Below are 19,430 nucleotides of genomic sequence, written 5' to 3' on the forward strand. Positions count from 1 at the left end.
AATGCTGCGGAAAACGCCGCGGCGCGCATTGGCGTCATCGGTCGCCATTGGGAGGTCTGGCGATCGATGACGACAACACTCAAAAGGTACCGCGGATGCCGAGCATGACGGTGCGCCCGGGCTCATACAGATCGTAGGTGGCGTTGGGCCACGCATAGGTGGTGCGCAGCGGCTCGTCGGTGATATTGGTGACGTTGAGGGTGATCTGCGGTTTGGACGGCAGCGACTCCAATGTGTAGCTGGCCGACAGATCCAGCTGGCCGCGTGCATCGGCATTCAGACGTGCGTACGGAATGCCGTTCTGGTTGGCGCCGGAAATCACCATATCGTCGTTCCAGGTGTAGGACAGGCGCACCGAAGCGGCGTTCTTTTCCCAGTAGACAGTTCCGTTCCACAGGTTCGGCGCCACGCCGACCGCCACGGCCGGCACGCCTTCACCTTCGGAGGATTGGGTGACGTGGGTGTAGTTGACGCTGAAGCCCAGGCCGTCGATCAGCTTGTCCAGCGGCTGCACCCAGATGGCCTCGGTGCCGCGGATGTTGAGCACACCGTCCGCATTGACCTGTGTCTGCACATCCACGGTAGCCGCATTGGGGCCACCGCGCTGATCCAGACCGGCCTGCTGGATCGGCAGCAGGGTGTCGTAGGCCACGCCAAGATCATTGAACGGGATTCGACGTACGCCGTTGACGGTGAAGCCGCTGATGCGCTTGTTGAATAGTGTCAGGCCCACATAGCCTTCGCCGCCGGTGTACCACTCACCGCCGAAGTCGACATTGGTGGACAGGTAAGGCGCCAGGTTGGGATTGCCTTGGGTTGCAGTCTGCGCGGAGGGGTCGCTGAAGTTGGTGTTGGGCAACATCGCGCTCGGGTCCGGGCGGGTGAGCGTGCGCGAGCTGGACAGGCGCAGCACCACGTTGTCGGCCACATCCCAGGCCGCGTTGAAGGAGGGCAGGGTTTCCTTGTAATCCGAATCCAGCACCTGCACGGTGCGGATGCCGTTGACGGTGACCGGGCCGGTGATGGTCTGGTCGGTGGTCACGTACCGCACGCCGGCGTTGAGGCGCAGCGTGCGGTTCCAGACCTCGGTTTCCGCATTGGTTTCGATGTAGAAACCCATGTTCTTTTCGCGGATGCCGCCGGCCGAGGCGCCGGTGTTGGCGGAGTTGGTTTCCGGCGCGGAATCACGCAGTGCGTAATAGTTGGTGTCGCCCAGGAAACGGTTGAAATCGGCGGTGATAAAACCATCCGGTCCGGGCCGCAGATAGCTGGCCAGAGCCGAATTGGGGATCGCAGAACCGGGGCCGCCATTGCACACGGTGCCGCCATTGCCGCGGCATACCACCTGTTCCCAGGCCACGCTGTTGTCGAAGCCACGGATGGTGCGCTCGGCTTGGTCGTAGGCCGCACCGATCTTGATGTTGCGCTTGTCTTCGCCGAACTGCAGGTCGGCGCGCGCGCCACGCGTTTCGGTGACGCGCTTTTCGTTCTGGATATTGACGCGGCCGCCGGTCCAGCCCCAACCCAGATTGGGGTCGTTGAGATCGAGCGGACTACTGAAGTCGGGGCGGTCGCCGTCTTCGTTGCGGTAATCGACGGTGGTGAACGGTGAGGTGACCAGGATGCTCGGCGACTCGCGTGCCAGCCAGCTGCGCGTGGCGTTGGCCTGCACGTTGAGCTTGATGTCCTGATCGGCGCCAAACAGCAATTCCGCACCGGGATTGACGCTCCAGAACTTGACGTTCTCGCGGTACGGACGCGCTTCCAGAAAGTACTGCGCATTGGCGAAGGTGGCGCTGGTTACCACGTTGTTCTGATCCAGCTGCATACCGAGCGGAATCATGTTGCCGTTGCGGCCGATCAGATTCATGCTGATCCGCTCGGTGGTGCGCTTTGCTTCGGAGTACAAGGTGTCCAGGTAGAAATGCATGGTGTCGGAGGGGCGCCACTCCAGCGACATCACCGACGCATCGCGGTCGCGATCGCCATTCATGTAGACCTGGCGGCCAAGGCGCGGAATCAAGGCATCGCTGATCCGGTCAATGCTCAATCCTGGGTTGCGGGCCAGCAGCCACGCAGCATCGATGGTTTCGCCAGTGGTGAGGCCGCTGCCGGCAGTGGCCGGCACGCGGTCGGGAATGCGCCAGTTGCCGCCGCCGTTGACGTTGCACGCGGTCGGTTGATTGGTCGCCGGCGTGCCCGCGGGCGGAGTGAGCCCGCACTGCGTGTAGGTGAGGCCGGGGTTGGTCCAGCCCACACTCTCGAAGCCACGCACGCCGAGTTTGCTGCGCACCGACGCCACACCGAGCAGCGCGCCGAAGGTGCCTTCCTCATTGGTCCAGCTACCCATGAAGGCGCCGCGTGGGGTGGTCTTTTCGCTGGTGCTGTTCCAGTCGGCCTGCGCCTGATAGGTGAAGTGCACGCCGGGACGATCGAACGGGCGCGCGCTGCGCATGTCCACCACACCGGACACGCCGCCTTCGAGCATGCTCGCAGTCGGCGTCTTGCTCACCGTGAGCTGGGTAAAGAATTCGGTGGGAAACAGATTCAAATCGACTTCGCGGTTCTGGTTCTGCGCGTTCAGGCCGATCGAGGCGGTGGCGATGCTGGCGCCGTTGAGCGTGGTCTTGGTGAAGCTGGTGCCTAGGCCGCGGATGGCGATGTTGAGACCTTCGCCGTTGACGTCGCGCGCCAGCTGCACGCCGGGGATGCGGTTGAGTGACTCGGCGATGTTCATGTCCGGAAACTTGCCGATATCTTCGGCAAACACCGTGTCGGCAAAGCCTACCGAATCGCGCTTGGCATCGGTAGAGAACTGGATGCTGCGTCGGTAGCCGGAGACAGTGACCGTGTCGAGCTGCTTGACTGCATCGTTGTCGCCGGCACTGGCTGGCGGCGTCTGCGCAGTGCTGTCGGCATCGGTGGATTGTGCCCAGGCGGCGGTGCTGGCCATGCCCAGCAGAGTGGATCCCAACGCGCAGGACAACGCGGTTCGTGCGTAGCTGTTCTTCACCGTAATCCCTTCCCTAACAGGTAGCAGATGTCCCACGCATCGCCCCTGCGCAGGGAGTGCCGCTGCCGTTGCGCGGCGCGACGATGGTGCGATGGGGAAACGGACGATCAGTGCGCTCGATGTTAGCGCTACCAAATTCGGAACATCACGCTGCAGGGCAGCATAGTTGCCTGGGTACAGCGCAAGCAGCTGCCGCAAGCACTGCACAGAGTGCCTGGCGGCTTGCGTACGGGCAGGTAGTGCTGCACTGCGCGATGGATTTAGCACAGGAGCGTGGTAATGGTAGCGCTATCATCTATGGCGCAAGGCCATCCTCGTGCAGGTGCAGTGGTCGATGAATCGAATCGAAGAACGCGGCAGCGACGTGCCTGGCCGCTACCCGGTTGGCGCACGCAGAAGCGAGACCGGCCAATGCCCGCAGGCTGCCGACCATCTGGCGCGGTTGCGCAGGCCACACGTATGAGCGAGGTGCCCACTGCTGCGCCTGTCGCTGCGTCGGCACGGCTCGGGCGGGTGCGTTGGCGCGTCTGTGCCTTGCTGCTGGCCGCCACCACCATCAACTATGTAGACCGCCAAGTGTTGGGCGTGCTGGCGCCGTTCTTGCAGACGCAGATCGGTTGGAACGAAATCCAGTATGGCTATATCGTCACTGCGTTCCAGGCTGCGTACGCGCTGGGATTGCTATGCAGCGGCGCGGTGATCGACCGCTTCGGCACCCGGCTCGGCTATGCGCTGGCGATCGGCATCTGGAGCCTGGCAGCGATGGGGCATGCCTTGGCCACCAGCGTGGTGGGCTTTGCGATCGCACGATTTTTCCTGGGCCTTGGCGAATCCGGAAATTTTCCTGCCGCGCTCAAGACCGTGGCCGAATGGTTTCCGCGCCGTGAGCGCGCGCTGGCCACCGGCATCTTCAATTCCGGCTCCAATATCGGGGCCATCGTGGCACCGTTGCTGGTGCCACTGATCGCCACTGCCTGGGGTTGGCAGTCGGCGTTTCTGTTCACTGGCGTGCTCAGTGCCACCTGGCTGGCGGTGTGGTGGTTCAGTTATCACCCGCCCGAGCAACAACCCGGATTGTCGGCCACAGAGTTGGCGCATATCCGCAGCGATGCGCATGAGCCGGTGCAGCGCCGGCTCTCTTGGTTGCAGGTGCTGCGGCATCGGCAGGCCTGGGCGTTTGTGCTGGGCAAGCTCAGCACCGACCCGATCTGGTGGTTCTTCCTGTTCTGGCTGCCGAAGTTCCTGCACGCCCAATACGGTTTGAGCCTGCTGCAGTTGGGCGCACCGTTGATCGTGATCTTCGTGCTGGCCGATATCGGCAGCATTGCCGGTGGCTGGGTGGCCGGGCGCTTCATCGCGCGCGGTTGGAGCGTCAATCGTGCACGCAAGACTGCGATGTTGATCTGCGCAATTTCCGTCGTGCCCATCGTGTTCGCTGCGCGTGCCGACAATCTGTGGCTGGCGGTTGCGCTGATCGGGCTAGCCACAGCCGCACACCAGGGCTGGTCGGCCAATCTGTTGACGCTGCCCTCGGACATGTTTCCGCGGCATGCGGTTGCCACCGTGGTGGGCATCGGTGGGTTTGCCGGTGCGGTGGGCGGCATGTTGATCGCCACCTTCATCGGCTTCCTGTTGCAGGCCACTGAAAGTTACGTGCCGGTGTTTCTCATGGCAGGCTCGGCCTACCTGCTGGCGTTGGCCGTCGTGCACACGCTGGTGCCGCGGCTGGAGCCGGCGCAATTGCCCCCCAATCCAGCGCCGGTATCTTCCTGAGGTGAGCTCATGCACATGCGCGCAGTAACACTGGGGCTATTGATGGTGGGCATGGCAGCACCTGTCTGCGCCGCACCGCTGGCATCGACTGCGTCCAAGTTCCTCGGTAGCGCCTATGGGGCGCAACAGGCGCCGGAGTTTGCGCGGTACTGGAACAAGCTCACCCCGGAAAATGGCGGCAAATGGGGCAGCGTGGAGGCAGTGCGCGACCAGATGGACTGGAGCACGCTCGATGCCGCGTACCGGTTCGCACAGGCCAACAACATGCCGTTCCAGATGCATGTGATGGTGTGGGGCAACCAGCAGCCGGAGTGGATCAAGACCTTGCGGCCGGCTCAACAGCGCCGCGAGATCGAGCAATGGTTTGCCGCCGTTGCGCAGCGTTATCCGGATATCGCGCTGCTGGAGGTGGTGAACGAACCGCTCAACGACCCGCCCAGCAAGGCCGACATCGGCGGCGGCAATTATCTGCAGGCGCTGGGTGGCAACGGCGACAGCGGTTGGGAATGGGTGCTGCAGTCGTTTCGGCTTGCGCGCCAGTATTTCCCGCACACCAAGTTGATGATCAACGACTACAGCATCACCAACAGCGTGCAGGCTACGCAGAAGTATCTGCAGATCGTGCGGTTGCTGCAGCGCGAACAGTTGGTCGATGCCATCGGCATCCAAGAGCACGCCTTCGAGACGACGCCGAATGTCGCGATGTCCGTGCATCGCGACAATCTGGATGCGTTGGCAGCCACCGGCCTGCCGATCTACATCACCGAGTTCGATCTGGACGGGCCCACCGATGCGCAGCAGCTGGCGGACTACAAGCGTGTGTTTCCGGTGTTCTGGGAACACCCGGCAGTGCATGGCATCACCTTGTGGGGATTTCGGCCAGGCGTGTGGCGCGATAAGGAAGCCGCGTATCTGATCCGTACCGATGGCACCGAGCGTCCCGCGCTGACCTGGCTGCGTGATTACGTTGCTGCCCATCCCGGTCCATCTGCGCCATGACACTTGCTGCTGCTCGCAGTGCCAACACACGTATTTGCCCGTGCCATGGCCGCCTGCCAATGTCCGCACCGCATCGTGTGGGTGTCGGTCGCGCTGATCGGGCTGGCCGCTACCACGCATTACGGCTGGCTGGTGGTTCTGCGCGCATTGCCTTCGGATATGTTTCCGCGGCATGCGGTCGTTACGGTGGGCGGCGTGTTGATCACGACCCCCATTGGTTTCGTTTTGCAGGCCACCGGCAGCTACATTTCCGTATTTTTAATGGGGGCTGGAGCCTACATTCTGACGCTGGCGGTGGTGCACTGCCTGGTGTCATGTCTGCAGCCGGCGCGACTGGAGCAACCGGCCTAGACGCGGTTCCCAGGTCCTTGCGCACTTTGGCGTTGATCGGACGCACGCCAGCGCACTTGTCCTTTCCGTGACTGCTTCGCTCAATCATTGAGGATGCCACTATGAAACTACGTTATCCGCTTTCGCTCGTGCTGTTGCTGGGCGCATGTGCGTCCGCCGTTGCCGGGCCCATCGCTGCTGGCAAGCAACGCGTTCTTGGCAGCGCCTACAGCCCGACGCAATCGCAGGGTTTCACCAATTACTGGAACGGCGACGTTCCCGAAAATGCAGGCAAATGGGGCAGCGTTGAAGCCGTGCGCGGCCAGATGAACTGGGGCCCGCTCGACGAGGCTTACCAGCTTGCCAAGCGTAACCATATGCAGTTCCAGTTCCATGTCGGGCTCTGGGGCGACCAGCAGCCGACGTGGGTGCGCAACCTGCCACCGAACGAGCAGCTTGCTGCGATCGAACATTGGTTTGCCGCAATTGCACAGCGCTACCCCGATATCGATTTGATGCAGGTGGCCAATGAGACGCTGCCGGGTCACAACCAGCCGGACAATCGCCGCAGCGATACGGGCAATTATCTGCAGGCACTGGGCGGCACCGGCGGAACCGGCGTGGACTGGGTGCTTGAGGCATTCCGCCTGGCACGCAAGTATTTCCCCCATACCCAGTTGATGATCAACGACTTTAACGTCACCGAGTACAACGACCAAGCCAGGCAGTATCTGCACACCATCCAGCTGCTGCAGCAAGAACACCTGATCAATGCGATCGGTATCCAGGGGCACCTCTCGAGCAACAGCCCCCCAGTTTCGGTGCAGCGCGCCAACCTCGACCTGCTGGCATCCACCGGGTTGCCGATCTACATCACCGAGTTCGACCTGGATGGCCGTACCGATGCCCAGCAGCTGGCAGCCTGGCAGCGCTTCTTCCCGATGTTCTGGGAGCACCCGGCCGTGCGCGGTGTGAACCTGTGGGGTTTCCGTCACGGTCTGTGGCGCGACAACGAAGGTGCCTATCTGATTAATTATGATGGCAGCGAACGCCCGGCGTTGACCTGGCTACGCAGCTACGTTGCCAGCAAGCCCTGACCAGGCTCCCTTGCTAACGTCCATTGGGCTGATATCGATCATGCGTTCTTCCGTGTTGTCCTTGCATCCCGATCGTTTGCTGCCGGCCGATCCCGGCACGCGCGCGATCGCCCGCCGCCTGTACGCGCAGGTTGCAACGCTGCCGATCATCAGCCCACATGGTCACACCGACCCGACATGGTTCGCTACCAATGCGCCGTTCGCCAACGCCACCGAGCTGTTGCTGGTGCCGGACCACTATGTGTTCCGCATGTTGTACAGCCAAGGCATCGACCTGGATGCGATCGGCATCCCGCGCGCCGATGGCACGCGCGCAGCAGTCGACCCGCGTGCGGCGTGGCGTGTGTTCGCCGAGCACTACACGTTGTTGCGCGGGACGCCGTCGGCGCTGTGGCTCAATCATGTGTTCCACGATGTCTTCGATCTACGCATCCGACTCGATGCCGGCACCGCCGACCACTATTACGACCACATCACTGCTGCGCTGCAGACACCAGGATTTCTTCCCCGCGCGCTGTTCGAGCGCTTCAATATCGAGGTGATCGCCACCACCGAGTCACCGCTGGATCCGCTGCAGCACCACGCAGCGATTGCCGCCAGCGGTTGGCAGGGACGGGTGGTGACGGCGTATCGCCCCGACCCGGTAGTGGACCCGGAGCACGAGCAGTTTGCCGGTGCATTGCAGCAGTTCGGTGCGCTCACCGGCGAGGATGTGCTCACCTGGAATGGCTACCTGCGTGGGCATCGGCGGCGGCGCGCGTTTTTTGCCGCGCACGGGGCCACCTCGACCGACCATGGGCACCCTAGCGCGGCCACCGCAGATTTGTCGCCGGCCGAAGCACAGCGTCTGTTCGACACCGTGGTGCGCGGTGCAGCCACGCCTGAACAGGCGGAGGTGTTCCGCGCACAAGTGTTGACCGAAATGGCGGCGATGAGCCTGGACGATGGCTTGGTGATGCAGCTGCATCCAGGCTGTTTCCGCAATCACAATCGTCAATTGTTCGAGCGTTACGGACGCGACAAGGGTGCCGATATTCCGATGCGCACCGACTACGTGCACGCGCTCAAGCCCTTGCTGGATCGGCATGGCAACGACCCGCGTTTGCGCTTGATCGTGTTTACCCTGGACGAGACCAGCTACAGCCGCGAACTGGCGCCATTGGCAGGTCATTACCCCTCCCTGCTGCTCGGCCCCGCATGGTGGTTCCATGACGCGCCGGAAGGCATGTGGCGCTTCCGCGAACAGACCCTGGCCAGCGCCGGCTTCTACAACACGGTGGGTTTCAACGACGACACCCGCGCCTTCCTGTCGATTCCGGCGCGGCACGATGTGGCGCGGCGCGTGGATAGCGCCTTCCTCGCCAAACTCGTTGCCGAGCATCGGCTGGAAGAAGACGAGGCGACCGAGGTGGCGATCGACCTGGCGTACCGTCGGCCCAAGCAAGCGTACAAGTTGTGAGGCGCGCGCGTGGCCCGGCAGCACTGCTGGCACATGTGCCAGCAGAGTTGCTGTGCCACCCGTAGATGCGGCACCCGCTCGCGCGTTACGCGCGACATGCGTGCGCAGTGGCCGTCTGGCTCTGCGTCGCACTGCCAGCGGTTTCGGCACCACAAGCGATCGCCGACACGTCTGGCGAGCGGATCTCGCTCAATGCGCAGTGGCGCTTTCATCGTGGCGACCCACCCGGCAACCGGGAAACCCTGGACTACGATGTGCGCCCAAACGTGCTGCGCAGCGACGACGGCAAGGTGGCCGATGCGCAACCCGAGCAGGCGCAGCACCTCGACTCAGCCGCCGTGCGGGTGCTCATGACGTGGATCCTGCCGACCGCCAACAGCGTGATCGCTGCCCCTGCCAAGCGGCACACACGTTCACCCGGCAATCCGGGCAGCACGGTAGCGTACGTGCTGCCGCACTTTGACGATAGCGCTTGGGAAACCGTGGATCTGCCGCATGACTGGGCGATCGCCGGGCCGTTCCTGGCGGATGGGCCATACGGCGGCATGGGCCGTTTACCGAGCTGGGGTATTGGTTGGTATCGCAAGAGTCTGGACGTCCCCGCCAGCGATCGCGGCCGCATACTGTTTCTGGATCTCGATGGTGCAATGTCGTACGCCACGGTCTGGCTCAACGGCAAGCTCGTCGGCGGCTGGCCGTACGGCTACAGCTCCTGGCGCGTTGATCTGACTCCATACGTGATTGCGGGCAAGCGCAATCAACTGACGATTCGCCTGGACAACCCGCCTGAGTCGGCGCGTTGGTATCCCGGCGGCGGACTGTATCGCACTGTGTGGCTGACCAAAGCGGCACCGTTGCACATCGCACACTGGGGCACCCAGCTCATCACCCCGCACGTATCGACCGAGTCTGCGCAGGTGCAGCTGGCGCTCACGCTGGACAACGCTGCACACCGTGCCGCGCAGGGCCAGGTGAGTACAGCGATCTATGTACTCGACGATGAAAGCGGCATGCCCAGCGGCGAGCCGGTCGCGCGCATTCCAGCTCAGCCAATCACCGTGCCTGCCAACGGCACCGCGCACGTGCAAGGCAGCGCCCGCATCGAGGCACCGCGTCTGTGGGGGCCACCACCCACGCAGCAACCGCATCGCTATGTCGCCATCACCGAAGTCAGCCAGCATGGGCGTGTGGTGGACCGCGACCAATCCCGTTTCGGCATCCGAAGCATCGTATTCGATGCCGACAAGGGCCTGCTGGTCAATGGTGAGCACGTGCCGATCCGCGGGGTGAACAATCATCACGATCTGGGCGCGCTCGGAGTGGCGTTCAATGTGCGCGCCGCCGAGCGGCAGCTGCAACTGCTGCAGCAGATGGGCGCCAACGCGATTCGCATGAGCCATAACCCACCTGCGCCGGAGGTGCTGGAGCTGACCGACCGCATGGGCTTGCTGGTGGTGGATGAGGTGTTCGACAACTGGGAGATGAAGAAGACGCCGCTGGATTTCCACCTGGTATTTCCGCAGTGGCACGCGGCCGATCTGCGCGCGATGCTGCGACGCGACCGCAACCATCCTTCGGTGATGCTGTGGAGCGTGGGCAACGAGGTCGGCGAGCAATACACCGGCGAACAAGGCGCAGCGATTGCGCGCACGTTGCACGCCATCGTGCATGAAGAAGACCCCACACGTCCGGCCACCGTGGCGATGAACTACGCCTCGCCTGAAATGCCACTGCCCGCTGCGCTGGATGTCATCAGCCTCAATTACCAAGGGGAGGGCATCCGCGATGCGCCCGAGTTCGAGGGCACCGAACGCATTCGCAAACAGCCGCAATATCCCGCCTTCCATGCAGGGTTTCCACACAAGGCCATTCTCAGTAGCGAGACCGCTTCGGCACTGAGCAGTCGGGGCGTGTATCTGTTTCCGGTCACCCCGGAGAGTAGCGCGCCGGTACGCGACGGGCGCGGTGGCGATTCGGTGGCACATCAGGTCAGCGCTTACGAACTGCATGCCGTGGATTTCGGCTCCAGTGCCGACAAGGTGTTTGCCGCGCTGGATCGGCACCCCTACGTCGCCGGCGAGTTTGTCTGGACCGGGTTCGATTACCTGGGCGAGCCAACGCCGTACTACAGCTCGCGCAGTTCCTACTCTGGCATCTTCGATCTGGCCGGTTTTCCGAAGGACCGCTACTGGCTCTCTCAATCGCGCTGGCGGCCGGAAGTGCCGGTAGCGCATTTGCTGCCGCATTGGAGCTGGCCAGGGCGCGAAGGACAAGTCACGCCCGTGCATGTGTTCACCTCCGGCGACGAGGCCGAGCTCTTTGTCAACGGCGTTTCGCAGGGGCGCAAACGCAAGGCGCCACTGCAGTACCGACTACGCTGGGACGCGGTGGTGTACCAGCCAGGCGAGTTGCGCGTGCAGGCGTATAAAGACGGCAAGCCGTGGGCAAGCGAGCGCGTGCAGACTGCGGGCCGCGCCGCGCGGATGCAACTGATGCCGGATCGCAGCAGTATCCGAAGCGACGGACAGGACCTAAGTTTCATCACCGTGCGCCTGCTCGATCGCGATGGACGTCCTGCACCGACTGCGGGCGACCGCTTGCGCTTCCGCATCGAAGGTCCCGGCGTGCTGGCGGCGACCGACAACGGCGATCCCACCAATCTGGAATCGTTCGTTTCGTCGCAACGCAATGCCTTCAACGGACTGTGCCTGGTCGTCGTGCGTGCGAATGCTGGGGCGCGTGGCACGATCACCGTGCATGTGGAAGCGGACACGCTGCAAGCCGCGCAAACACAGGTGGTGCTGCAGTAATGGAGATACAGTTCAAACGACACGGCGTGCGAGACCGCCAGCGCCTCGCTCACGCATGCGTCTGCGCCTGGCTTTTTGCTGGTTCCTGTTGTCAGTGCCCACAGTGTCCGGTAACGGGGCCGCCTCTGCTACGTCGATGGTCTGCCACGTCAATGCCGTCACCCGCGAAAACGTGATGAAAGCCAACGCGGTCGCGCCACCGCGTGGCGTGCTCGATGTCGGTGCCGCCGATGGGTTCCTACGCACGCCTGCATCATCGGAAGTGTGGCCAGTGCAGCGGCCGCGACGCAGAGCTCGGCCATCAACGCCGCCGGCCGTACCGAGGCGATGTCCTCCTGGGACGCGACGATCCGACAGCAAACGCCGTCGATGGACGGTTGCTTCCGTTCGGCGTTTCCGAACATGGGTTGGCAGGCGACGCGTTGTGGGCCGACGCCGACGCTGGTGTCGGTGCCACCGGCCGCCACCAATGGCAACGCACGCACCACTGCCCGGACCGATGGGGCCTTCACGGTCGGCAGCAGTATGGATTACGCCGCGCGCACCGGCAGTCTCACACGTTCTGCAGTGGGCCCGTTCCCGAGCGTGAGTGGTGTGACCACCGGCGTGGCCGATTATTCGATGCAGATCAATACCGACATCGCCAGTCATCCCACCACCTGCTCGCAGTTCGGTTATTCCTCGTGCAAGACCTGGGAGCAGTTCATCTACTCCACCGACAGCGACGGCGACGCCAGCAATGGCCGCACTCCGATCGTCTTCATCCAGGATTGGTTCTTCGCCGGCACGACCGCGCAGTACAACTCGGTCGGCTGCCCGTCCGGCTGGAACGCTTATCCCGGCCAGAACGCCTGCTATCGCAATAGCAATGCGGTAAGTGCACCGCTGGTGCCGGTCTCCAGCATCGGCAACATCACGCTGACCGGCTCGGCGACTGCCGGTGGCGTGGATACGGTGTCGTTCTCCGTCAACGGCCAGGGGTATAGCGTGAATCAGCCCGCTTCGACGTTGAACATCAACAAGATCTGGCGGCAGTCCGAATTCAACATCTTCGGAAATGGCAGCGATAACCCGGTGGTGTCGTTCAACCGCGGCTCGCGTGTCACGGTGAACGTGGCCGTCAACGACGGTACGACCAATGCGACGACGTGTTTTGGCAATGCCGGCACCACATTCGAACAGAACAACCTGACGCCTGGCAGCTGCACGGCCTCCGGTGGTTCGTCGCCCCGCATCGCCTTCACCCAAAGCAACTGATGCTGCACAACGCCCGGGAAGGCGCTGGCCTTCCCGGGCGTTTGTTGTTCTAGGGATTCCGTCGCTGCACCTGCCTCCGGCGTGCGTTGGCGGACACACAATGCCCCGACTTGCCTGGGCAACGTCGTTGAAACGTTCGAGCAGAACATCCTGACCACACGCCACTACACCACTTTGAGTGCTGCGTCGCCGCATAAGCCTTTCGCACCAAGCAAGTCCTTGCACGCACGATCCGGCAAGCCGTGTGGGTGCGGGTAGTGGTGTTGGCAACGCCTGTTCTGTGTCGCTCGATGTTGCGCCTGCGCTGTCGATAGCGCCCAGGCGCTGCCGCAGTTGATGCGCGCTGACCATGCAGGCGTGCGGACGGATGCGATTGCCGCCGATGCGCAAACTGTCCCGCGATGATCGACGCCACCACAGACGTTCCGTGATCCTGCGCGTCGATGCGGGTCGGCGCTGGCGTGTGAAACGGAAGCGGCTATGCTGCATCACCGCCATCGCCTGCCGTAGGCGGACTGTGCCATGACCTTGCGCATCCCCCGCAGACGCACGCTGCACTCGCGCGTCGCCCTGCGTTCCGGCCAGGTCTGCCCTCCCTTTCCTCATCGAGCTGCTGCCATGTCCGCACGTCATCGGTTGTCCTTCTTGTTGCTGGCCGGCATGCTGGGCAACAGCGCGATCGCCAGCGCTGCGCCGTCGTCGCCGGTCGCCACCGCGCCCTGTCCGAAGCAGACGCTCAGGCAGGCGTATGCCGATGCGTTCCTGATCGGCACGGCCGTCAATACCGAGATCGTCTCCGGCCACGATGCCGCGTCCGCGGCCTTGGTCGCATGCCACTTCAATGCGCTCACGCCCGAGAACGTCATGAAGGCCGAAGCGGTGGCGCCGCGTCGTGGCGTACTCGACTTCACGTCCGCAGATGCCTTCGTTGATTTCGCGCTTGCGCAGCACATGTTTGTGGTGGGTCACACCCTGGTCTGGCACAACCAGACGCCGGATTGGTTTTTCACTACCGCCGATGGTCAGCCCAATACGCCGGCACAGCAGGTAGAGCGCATGCGCGCACATATCCAAGCGGTGGCCGGGCGCTACACCGGCAAGGTGCAGGCCTGGGATGTGGTCAACGAAATCATCGACGAAGATGGCAGTTACCGTTCAACCAATTGGGTGCAGCGCGTTGGCGATGGTGACACCGTGGTCCGCAACGCCTTCACGTTCGCGCAGCGCTATGCGCCGGATGCGCAGCTCTACTACAACGACTTCAATGCCTGGCGGCCTGCCAAGCGCGAGGGCATCGTGCGCATGGTCAAGATGCTGCAGCAGGCTGGTGTCCGCATTGATGGCGTGGGCATGCAAGGCCATTGGGGGCTGGATTACCCGAGCCTGCGCGATATCGAAGACGCGATCGATGCCTACGCCGCACTCGGCATCAAGGTCATGATCACCGAGCTGGACATCGACGTGTTGCCGCTGACCAAAGAGGGCCAGGTGATCGGCACCGGCATGGCGCACAAGCAGTTTCAACTGCCGGAATTCAAGCGCTTTCTCGATCCTTATCGCGATGGCTTGCCTGCCGATGTGCAGGCGCAGCTGCGCGACCGTTACGCCGAACTGTTCGCGCTGTTCTGGCGCAAGCGCGACAAACTCGCGCGCGTCAGCGTGTGGGGCGTGAGCGACGGCATGTCCTGGAAGAACGATTATCCGGTACCTGGCCGCACCAACTATCCACTGCTGTTCGATCGCAATCATCAGCCCAAACCGGCGTTGGATGCGGTGCTGGCGGTGCCCACGGCCGCTGGCGCACGCTAGCGTTTGCGACGCCTCAGAGAAGCTCGCGATACAACCGTGCTTACCGTCAGGCGAGCGCGGCCGCTGCTCGGCGGATGTCACGCGATACTGCGGTTTCTGCGCGCCATCCACGCGCCTGATGACCGCGCGCGACGTATTGATTGCCGGGCTACGCAGTAGCTCGCACACGCATGATGGCATCATGCGCCAACCGTGAGACAGGACTGACCTATGCGCTTGCCGCCTTATCTGGTGTTGGCCGTGCCGTTGCTGGCGGTGCTTGCTGCATGCACCAGGCAGACCCCACCGACGCCGCGGTTTCCGGCCATTGGCCAGCTGCAGACATTCGACCGCAGCTTCAGTGATGTGGTCGCAAGCGATGTGCGCATCGAGAAGCTCACCGAAGGCTTTACCTGGTCCGAAGGCCCGGCATGGGTGCGCAATGGCGGCTATCTGTTGTTCACCGATGTGCCGGAAAACAAGCTGTATCGCTGGTCCGAAGCGGCTGGCCTCTCGGTCTTGCTGTCGCCCTCTGGCTACACCGGCCCGGAGCTGCCCACGCTGCGCGAAGCCGGCGCCAATGGGCTGTACGCCGAGCCCAGCGGCACCGTGCTGCTTGCCGATTCCGGCACGCGCATCTTGGCCAGGCTCGACCCGGTCACGGGTAAGAAGACACCGCTTGCGACCGCTTTCGAAGGCCATCGTTTCAACAGCCCTAACGATATCGTGCGTCGTAACGACGGCATGGTGTTTTTCACCGATCCGCCGTACGGGCTGAAGGAGCTGGATAAGTCCCCGGTCAAGGAGTTGCGCTTCAACGGCGTCTATCGACTGGACACCGATGGCAGCGTGCATCTGCTGGACGACAGTCTGAGCTTTCCCAACGGCATCGCACTGTCGCCGGATGCGCGCACCTTGTACGTGTCCAATTCCGATCCGCAACGCCCGATCTGGATGGCGTACGCACTCGATGCGCAGGGCGTTGTCACCGGCAAGCGCGTGTTTGCCGATGCGTCCGACCTGATTGCCAAGGATGTGCCTGGTCTGCCTGACGGGATGGCCGTGGCTGCCGACGGCACCCTGTTTGCCACCGGCCCCGGCGGCGTGATCGTGTTCAATCCCGCCGGACAGCGATTGGGCCGCATCGCCACCGGCGATGCCGTCTCCAACTGTGCCTTCGGCAATGATGGCCACACGCTCTACATGACGTCGCACGCGATGCTGACGCGTGTGCGCGTGAAGTCGATGGGGTTGCAGTTCGTGCGTTAGATGATCGCGGCGATGCGGCGGCATCGCCTTGCCTTCGCTGAGAAACTATCAGGCGTCTAGCGGCGCTTGCATTTGATTGGTCTGTCGTCGCTTCGTCGCGGGCCGCACCGTCGCAGCGCGTTGGACAGTACATGCTGCGCTCAGAGGAGGGCAGCACACACGCCAGTGACGTGTAGGCACCCGGCCTGCTCTGAGGGAGTGCCGACTAAGGTGTGGAGCCGTGACGCTTGCTGTCGCCCCGGCATCGGTCCGAGCAGTACTTCACCTTATCCCACACACGCTCCCACTTCTTGCGCCAACGAAACGGCCGCCCGCATTGCACGCAGACCTTCTGCGGGAGATCCTGCTTTTTGCGCATCGCCATAGGTCGAAAGATCTGAAGCATGTGTCGGTGAACGGAGCGCAAGCATGTCATGGCGTCGTTCAATGCGGAAATCCGTCTCGGACTTCATACAGGCAACGGCCCGGGCCACGGTGGTAGATGGCGTTGGGGTGCAAGTGCACGTGCTTTGTTATAGTCCGCAGGAAGCGGTTTGGCGACAGGTCCCCGACATCGGGATGCGCTACGCGGGCACGCTCACCCTCTCAAACAAGGACGTTCGTGAAAGCATTTCTGCTGGTCGTGTCGGCGCTTCTGTACATTGCCGCACTCTGTCTGCCTGCATTGCATGGTGGTGCAGAGCAAGTGAGCGGTGTCGTCCTGCTCATGTTCGGCTGGATCCAGGTGTTCGACAGCCAGTGCTTCGCTTGGCTGAGCAATCTGCTGTTTTTCGGTGCGTGGCTCTGTTACTTCTTCAAAGCTGATAGAACAACATTGGGCTTGCTTCTTTCGGCATGTCTGATCGGCATGGATACCTTTCGTGCCACGCGCTATCTGAAGAACGAAGCCGGGCACGAAGTGATAATCGACCGGGTAGGCGCGGCCTTCTACGTTTGGGAGTTAAGCTTTCTGGCACTGCTGATCGTGGTACTGATACGTCTCTCAGAAAAACGTAGCGTCAAGCAACCGAATGCGATGTGATTACGCATCGGCCCGCAATGTCTTTTGAGATGCGTGTGCGAACGAACCTGTAACTCCCATTGAGCACTCACATATGTGGCGAATCAAGTGGAACCGCAAGCTACTCTTCGCGCTGACCGCAGTGGTCGTTGCATGTATCGCCTCGAATCCGGAACTCGCATCGCTGGTGCCAGTGCTGGATACGCTGGGCCTGGATGTATTTGCTTATGCGCTGGCAGGCCAGTTTGGCGCAATGGTGCTGGGTAGGCTGATGCCTGGTTGCCGCCAGAGTTGCATGCGGTGGGGCGGTAAGCTGGCGCTTGCGTTGGGTTGCGCTTTCAGCTGCTGCATTGGCGGCTATCTGCGCCAGCTGAGTTGGTATGTCAGACAAACTGGTTGTGCAACTGTCGTCGCCAGCGTGCGACGGTGAAGCTTGGACACCTCGGAGCTTGGCGATGGAAACCAGCATCAACGTAGATCTGAGAACCATCCCAACCCTGCCGAGCCGGTCGATCGCGCAGACGGTGGCGTTCTATCGGCGACTCGGATTTGTCGGCGGTGCACATCCGCACGATGCCGGTTACGCCATTGTGCGACGTGGCGATGTGGAGCTGCACTTTTTCGCGCATCCTGACCTGGATCCTGCCGACTGTTATGCGGGTTGTTACATCCGGGTAGGCGATGTGGATGCCATCCACGCAGCGATGAAGGTCGCCGCGCTGCCTGAGCGAGGCATTCCACGGCTCGATCCGGTCGGCGACAAGCCCTGGGGCATGCGGGAGTTCGCGCTTGTTGACGAGAGCGGCAATCTGCTGCGCATTGGGCAGGTGATCGCGTCCGGGTGATGCAGTTGCGTGCGCAGATGAGTGTGGCGCGGACTCGCGCCATTGCAGCCAACGCGCTGCAGTCCCTTGCGATACATCATGTTATCTGCGCACCTTGCTCGCCCCCGGGGGTACTGCGGACACGTGAATGCCACAGTGCCTGCAACAGACCAGACTTCACGGCTTTTATTGGATGCAGCGAACGGCGCGTCGACATTGTCGCAGCCACATCGTTTTCTGCACGGCCTTACACCTTATGCATCGATCCAAGTGCCTTTGTCACGTCAGTCGGGGTGGCAGCGCCCAGCGCCGCATAAGCCGTCTGCACGCAGGCAGCAAAGCGCGTGTCTGCGGACAACGATCCGAACACCGCATCCAGCGTCAGAAACGCAGCGACATCATGACTCGCATCGCCAGTCGTTGTGCGTCCAAGCGCACTGAGAACGTCATTGAACGGATCGACCAGCGGTACGCCGTCATGTGCCCGCCTGCGGATGAAGTGTAGCCACGCGGCAACCGCCAGGCATAAGCGCTGGATCGGTAGGCCGGCAGTGAGGGCATCACCGATCGTGCCGAGCAGTCGCACCGGAATTTTTTGCGATCCGTCCCAGGCGATCTGGGCGAGCAGGTGGCGGATGGCGGGATTGCGAAAACGGGCAAGGATGGCATTGCTGTAACGTTGCGCATCGAAGCCTTCCATGGGCTGTAGGGTGGGGGCGATCTCCGCACGCATCAGCGTTTCGACGAACGCAGCAAGTGCGGTGTGCCGCATGGCGTCGGCTACCGTCTCCAGCTGCAGCAGGCTGCCGAGATACGCCAGCGCGGAGTGCGGCGCATTGAGCAGGCGCAGCTTGGCGCGCGCGTAGCCGGCGATATCTTCGCTCAGGGTGACGCCCGCGCGTTCGAATGCAGGGCGTCCGTTGCAGAAGCGATCTTCGATCACCCACTGGCTGTAGCGCTCGCGTTGAATGGGCCATGCATCGTGCACGCCGAGCTGATCATGTACGCGCGTGCGCAGCGCGTCATCGGTGGCGGGCGTGATGCTGTCGACCATGGCGCGCGGGAAAGTGGCGTGCTGCGCGATCCACTCCGCGAGCGCGGGGTCGGTCTGTTCTGCAAGCCGTACAACGGCGCGCTGCAGCAGCGTGCCGTTGTCGGTCAGGTTGTCGCAGCTGAGCGCGGTGAACGGCGCGGTGCCGTCGTGCATGCGCTGCTGCAGCCCTGCAACCAGATAGCCGATGGCACTGCGTGGGCTTGCGGGGTTGGCGATGTCGTGCGCAATGTCGGGATGCATGAGGTCAAGCGTGTCGCCGGCCAGGCAATAGCCTTTCTCGGTGACGGTGAGCGTAACCAGGCGCACCCCAGGATCGGCAAGCCGCGCGAGCACGGCTGTTTGCTCGTCGGCGGCGCAGAGGACTTCGCGGATGGCACCGATGACCCGTAGTTGCGGGTGTTCGTCGAGCAGGACGAGGGTGTAAAGGCCATCCTGTGGATGCAAGGCATCGCGCACCTGCGGACTATGCAGCGAGACGGCGCTGATCGCCCAGTTCGGGTCTTCGGCAAGCAGGTCGTCGATGTAGACGGCCTGATGGGCGCGATGGAAGGCGCCTGCGCCGAGATGCACGATGCCGATACGTGTGTGTTCGCGATTGTAGTTGGGCGTCAGGACGGCGCTGTGTCGCTGGGCGAGGGTCGTGGTGGAGAGTCGTGTGATCGACATAAGTGTTCAATTCGAAGGATGTGCTGCAAGGTCTTTCGGTACCCGTCGCCGCGTGCCAACCCCACTCCGCGCCCAGGCCCGCGTCTTGCGC

14 protein-coding genes and 1 pseudogene are annotated in these 19,430 nt (G+C 62.9%); 12 read left to right on the forward strand and 3 right to left on the reverse strand.

All coding sequences use genetic code 11. From position 1 onward, the window contains the following. Positions 1-79 precede the first annotated feature (79 nt). Positions 80-3,013, reverse strand: a complete 2,934-nt coding sequence (locus M0D43_RS11990) for a TonB-dependent receptor (protein ID WP_260807217.1) — start codon at positions 3,011-3,013, stop codon at positions 80-82. Positions 3,014-3,292: 279 nt separating this feature from the next. Here M0D43_RS11990 and M0D43_RS11995 point away from each other — a divergent pair, with 279 nt between their 5' ends. The 9 genes and pseudogenes from M0D43_RS11995 to M0D43_RS12040 all read left to right on the forward strand — a co-directional run bounded on the left by M0D43_RS11995 (position 3,293) and on the right by M0D43_RS12040 (position 15,795). Further along, positions 3,293-4,786, forward strand: a complete 1,494-nt coding sequence (locus M0D43_RS11995; RefSeq protein ID WP_425510702.1) for an MFS transporter — start codon at positions 3,293-3,295, stop codon at positions 4,784-4,786. Between the two features lie 9 nt (positions 4,787-4,795). Next, complete coding sequence (locus tag M0D43_RS12000) at positions 4,796-5,785, forward strand: endo-1,4-beta-xylanase (protein ID WP_260807218.1); 990 nt, start codon at positions 4,796-4,798, stop codon at positions 5,783-5,785. A 75-nt stretch (positions 5,786-5,860) separates the two neighbouring features. Then, positions 5,861-6,136: pseudogene (locus M0D43_RS12005) on the forward strand (MFS transporter); the annotation flags it as partial. Between the two features lie 101 nt (positions 6,137-6,237). Beyond that, positions 6,238-7,212, forward strand: coding sequence for an endo-1,4-beta-xylanase (locus M0D43_RS12015; protein WP_313905544.1), 975 nt, complete (start codon positions 6,238-6,240; stop codon positions 7,210-7,212). 40 nt (positions 7,213-7,252) lie between these two features. Beyond that, a complete protein-coding gene (uxaC, locus tag M0D43_RS12020; RefSeq protein WP_260807219.1) occupies positions 7,253-8,671 on the forward strand; it encodes a glucuronate isomerase in 1,419 nt (472 codons plus the stop codon). Between the two features lie 65 nt (positions 8,672-8,736). Then, entirely contained in the window at positions 8,737-11,481 is a 2,745-nt protein-coding gene (gene galB, locus M0D43_RS12025) for a beta-galactosidase GalB (RefSeq protein WP_425510703.1), read from the forward strand. A gap of 369 nt (positions 11,482-11,850) precedes the next feature. Continuing rightward, positions 11,851-12,738 carry a hypothetical protein gene (locus M0D43_RS12030; protein ID WP_260808266.1) on the forward strand — a complete coding sequence of 296 codons (888 nt, stop codon included), beginning with the start codon at positions 11,851-11,853 and terminating at the stop codon, positions 12,736-12,738. 618 nt (positions 12,739-13,356) lie between these two features. After that, positions 13,357-14,547, forward strand: a complete 1,191-nt coding sequence (locus tag M0D43_RS12035; protein WP_260807220.1) for an endo-1,4-beta-xylanase — start codon at positions 13,357-13,359, stop codon at positions 14,545-14,547. A 210-nt stretch (positions 14,548-14,757) separates the two neighbouring features. After that, the gene (locus M0D43_RS12040) at positions 14,758-15,795 is read left to right on the forward strand and encodes an SMP-30/gluconolactonase/LRE family protein (protein ID WP_260807221.1); all 1,038 of its coding nucleotides are present in this window, start codon (positions 14,758-14,760) and stop codon (positions 15,793-15,795) included. Positions 15,796-16,000: 205 nt separating this feature from the next. Here the strand turns inward: M0D43_RS12040 and M0D43_RS12045 are convergent, their stop codons facing one another. Next, the gene (locus tag M0D43_RS12045; protein ID WP_260807222.1) at positions 16,001-16,159 is read right to left on the reverse strand and encodes a DUF2256 domain-containing protein; all 159 of its coding nucleotides are present in this window, start codon (positions 16,157-16,159) and stop codon (positions 16,001-16,003) included. A 237-nt stretch (positions 16,160-16,396) separates the two neighbouring features. On the opposite strand from M0D43_RS12045, the gene M0D43_RS12050 reads away from it, so the two are divergent. The 3 genes from M0D43_RS12050 (at position 16,397) to M0D43_RS12060 (ending at position 17,640) form a co-directional block, all read left to right on the forward strand. Further along, on the forward strand, positions 16,397-16,816 hold the full coding sequence (locus tag M0D43_RS12050; protein ID WP_252164809.1) for a hypothetical protein: 420 nt from the start codon (positions 16,397-16,399) through the stop codon (positions 16,814-16,816). Positions 16,817-16,889: 73 nt separating this feature from the next. Continuing rightward, positions 16,890-17,225, forward strand: a complete 336-nt coding sequence (locus M0D43_RS12055) for a hypothetical protein (RefSeq protein WP_260807223.1) — start codon at positions 16,890-16,892, stop codon at positions 17,223-17,225. A 25-nt stretch (positions 17,226-17,250) separates the two neighbouring features. Then, entirely contained in the window at positions 17,251-17,640 is a 390-nt protein-coding gene (locus tag M0D43_RS12060) for a bleomycin resistance protein (RefSeq protein ID WP_260807224.1), read from the forward strand. Positions 17,641-17,866: 226 nt separating this feature from the next. Here M0D43_RS12060 and M0D43_RS12065 read toward each other — a convergent pair whose 3' ends face one another. Beyond that, positions 17,867-19,339 carry a mannitol dehydrogenase family protein gene (locus M0D43_RS12065; protein WP_260807225.1) on the reverse strand — a complete coding sequence of 491 codons (1,473 nt, stop codon included), beginning with the start codon at positions 19,337-19,339 and terminating at the stop codon, positions 17,867-17,869. Positions 19,340-19,430: the final 91 nt, after the last annotated feature.

The organism is Xanthomonas prunicola (assembly GCF_025266575.1).
Classification (GTDB): domain Bacteria; phylum Pseudomonadota; class Gammaproteobacteria; order Xanthomonadales; family Xanthomonadaceae; genus Xanthomonas; species Xanthomonas prunicola.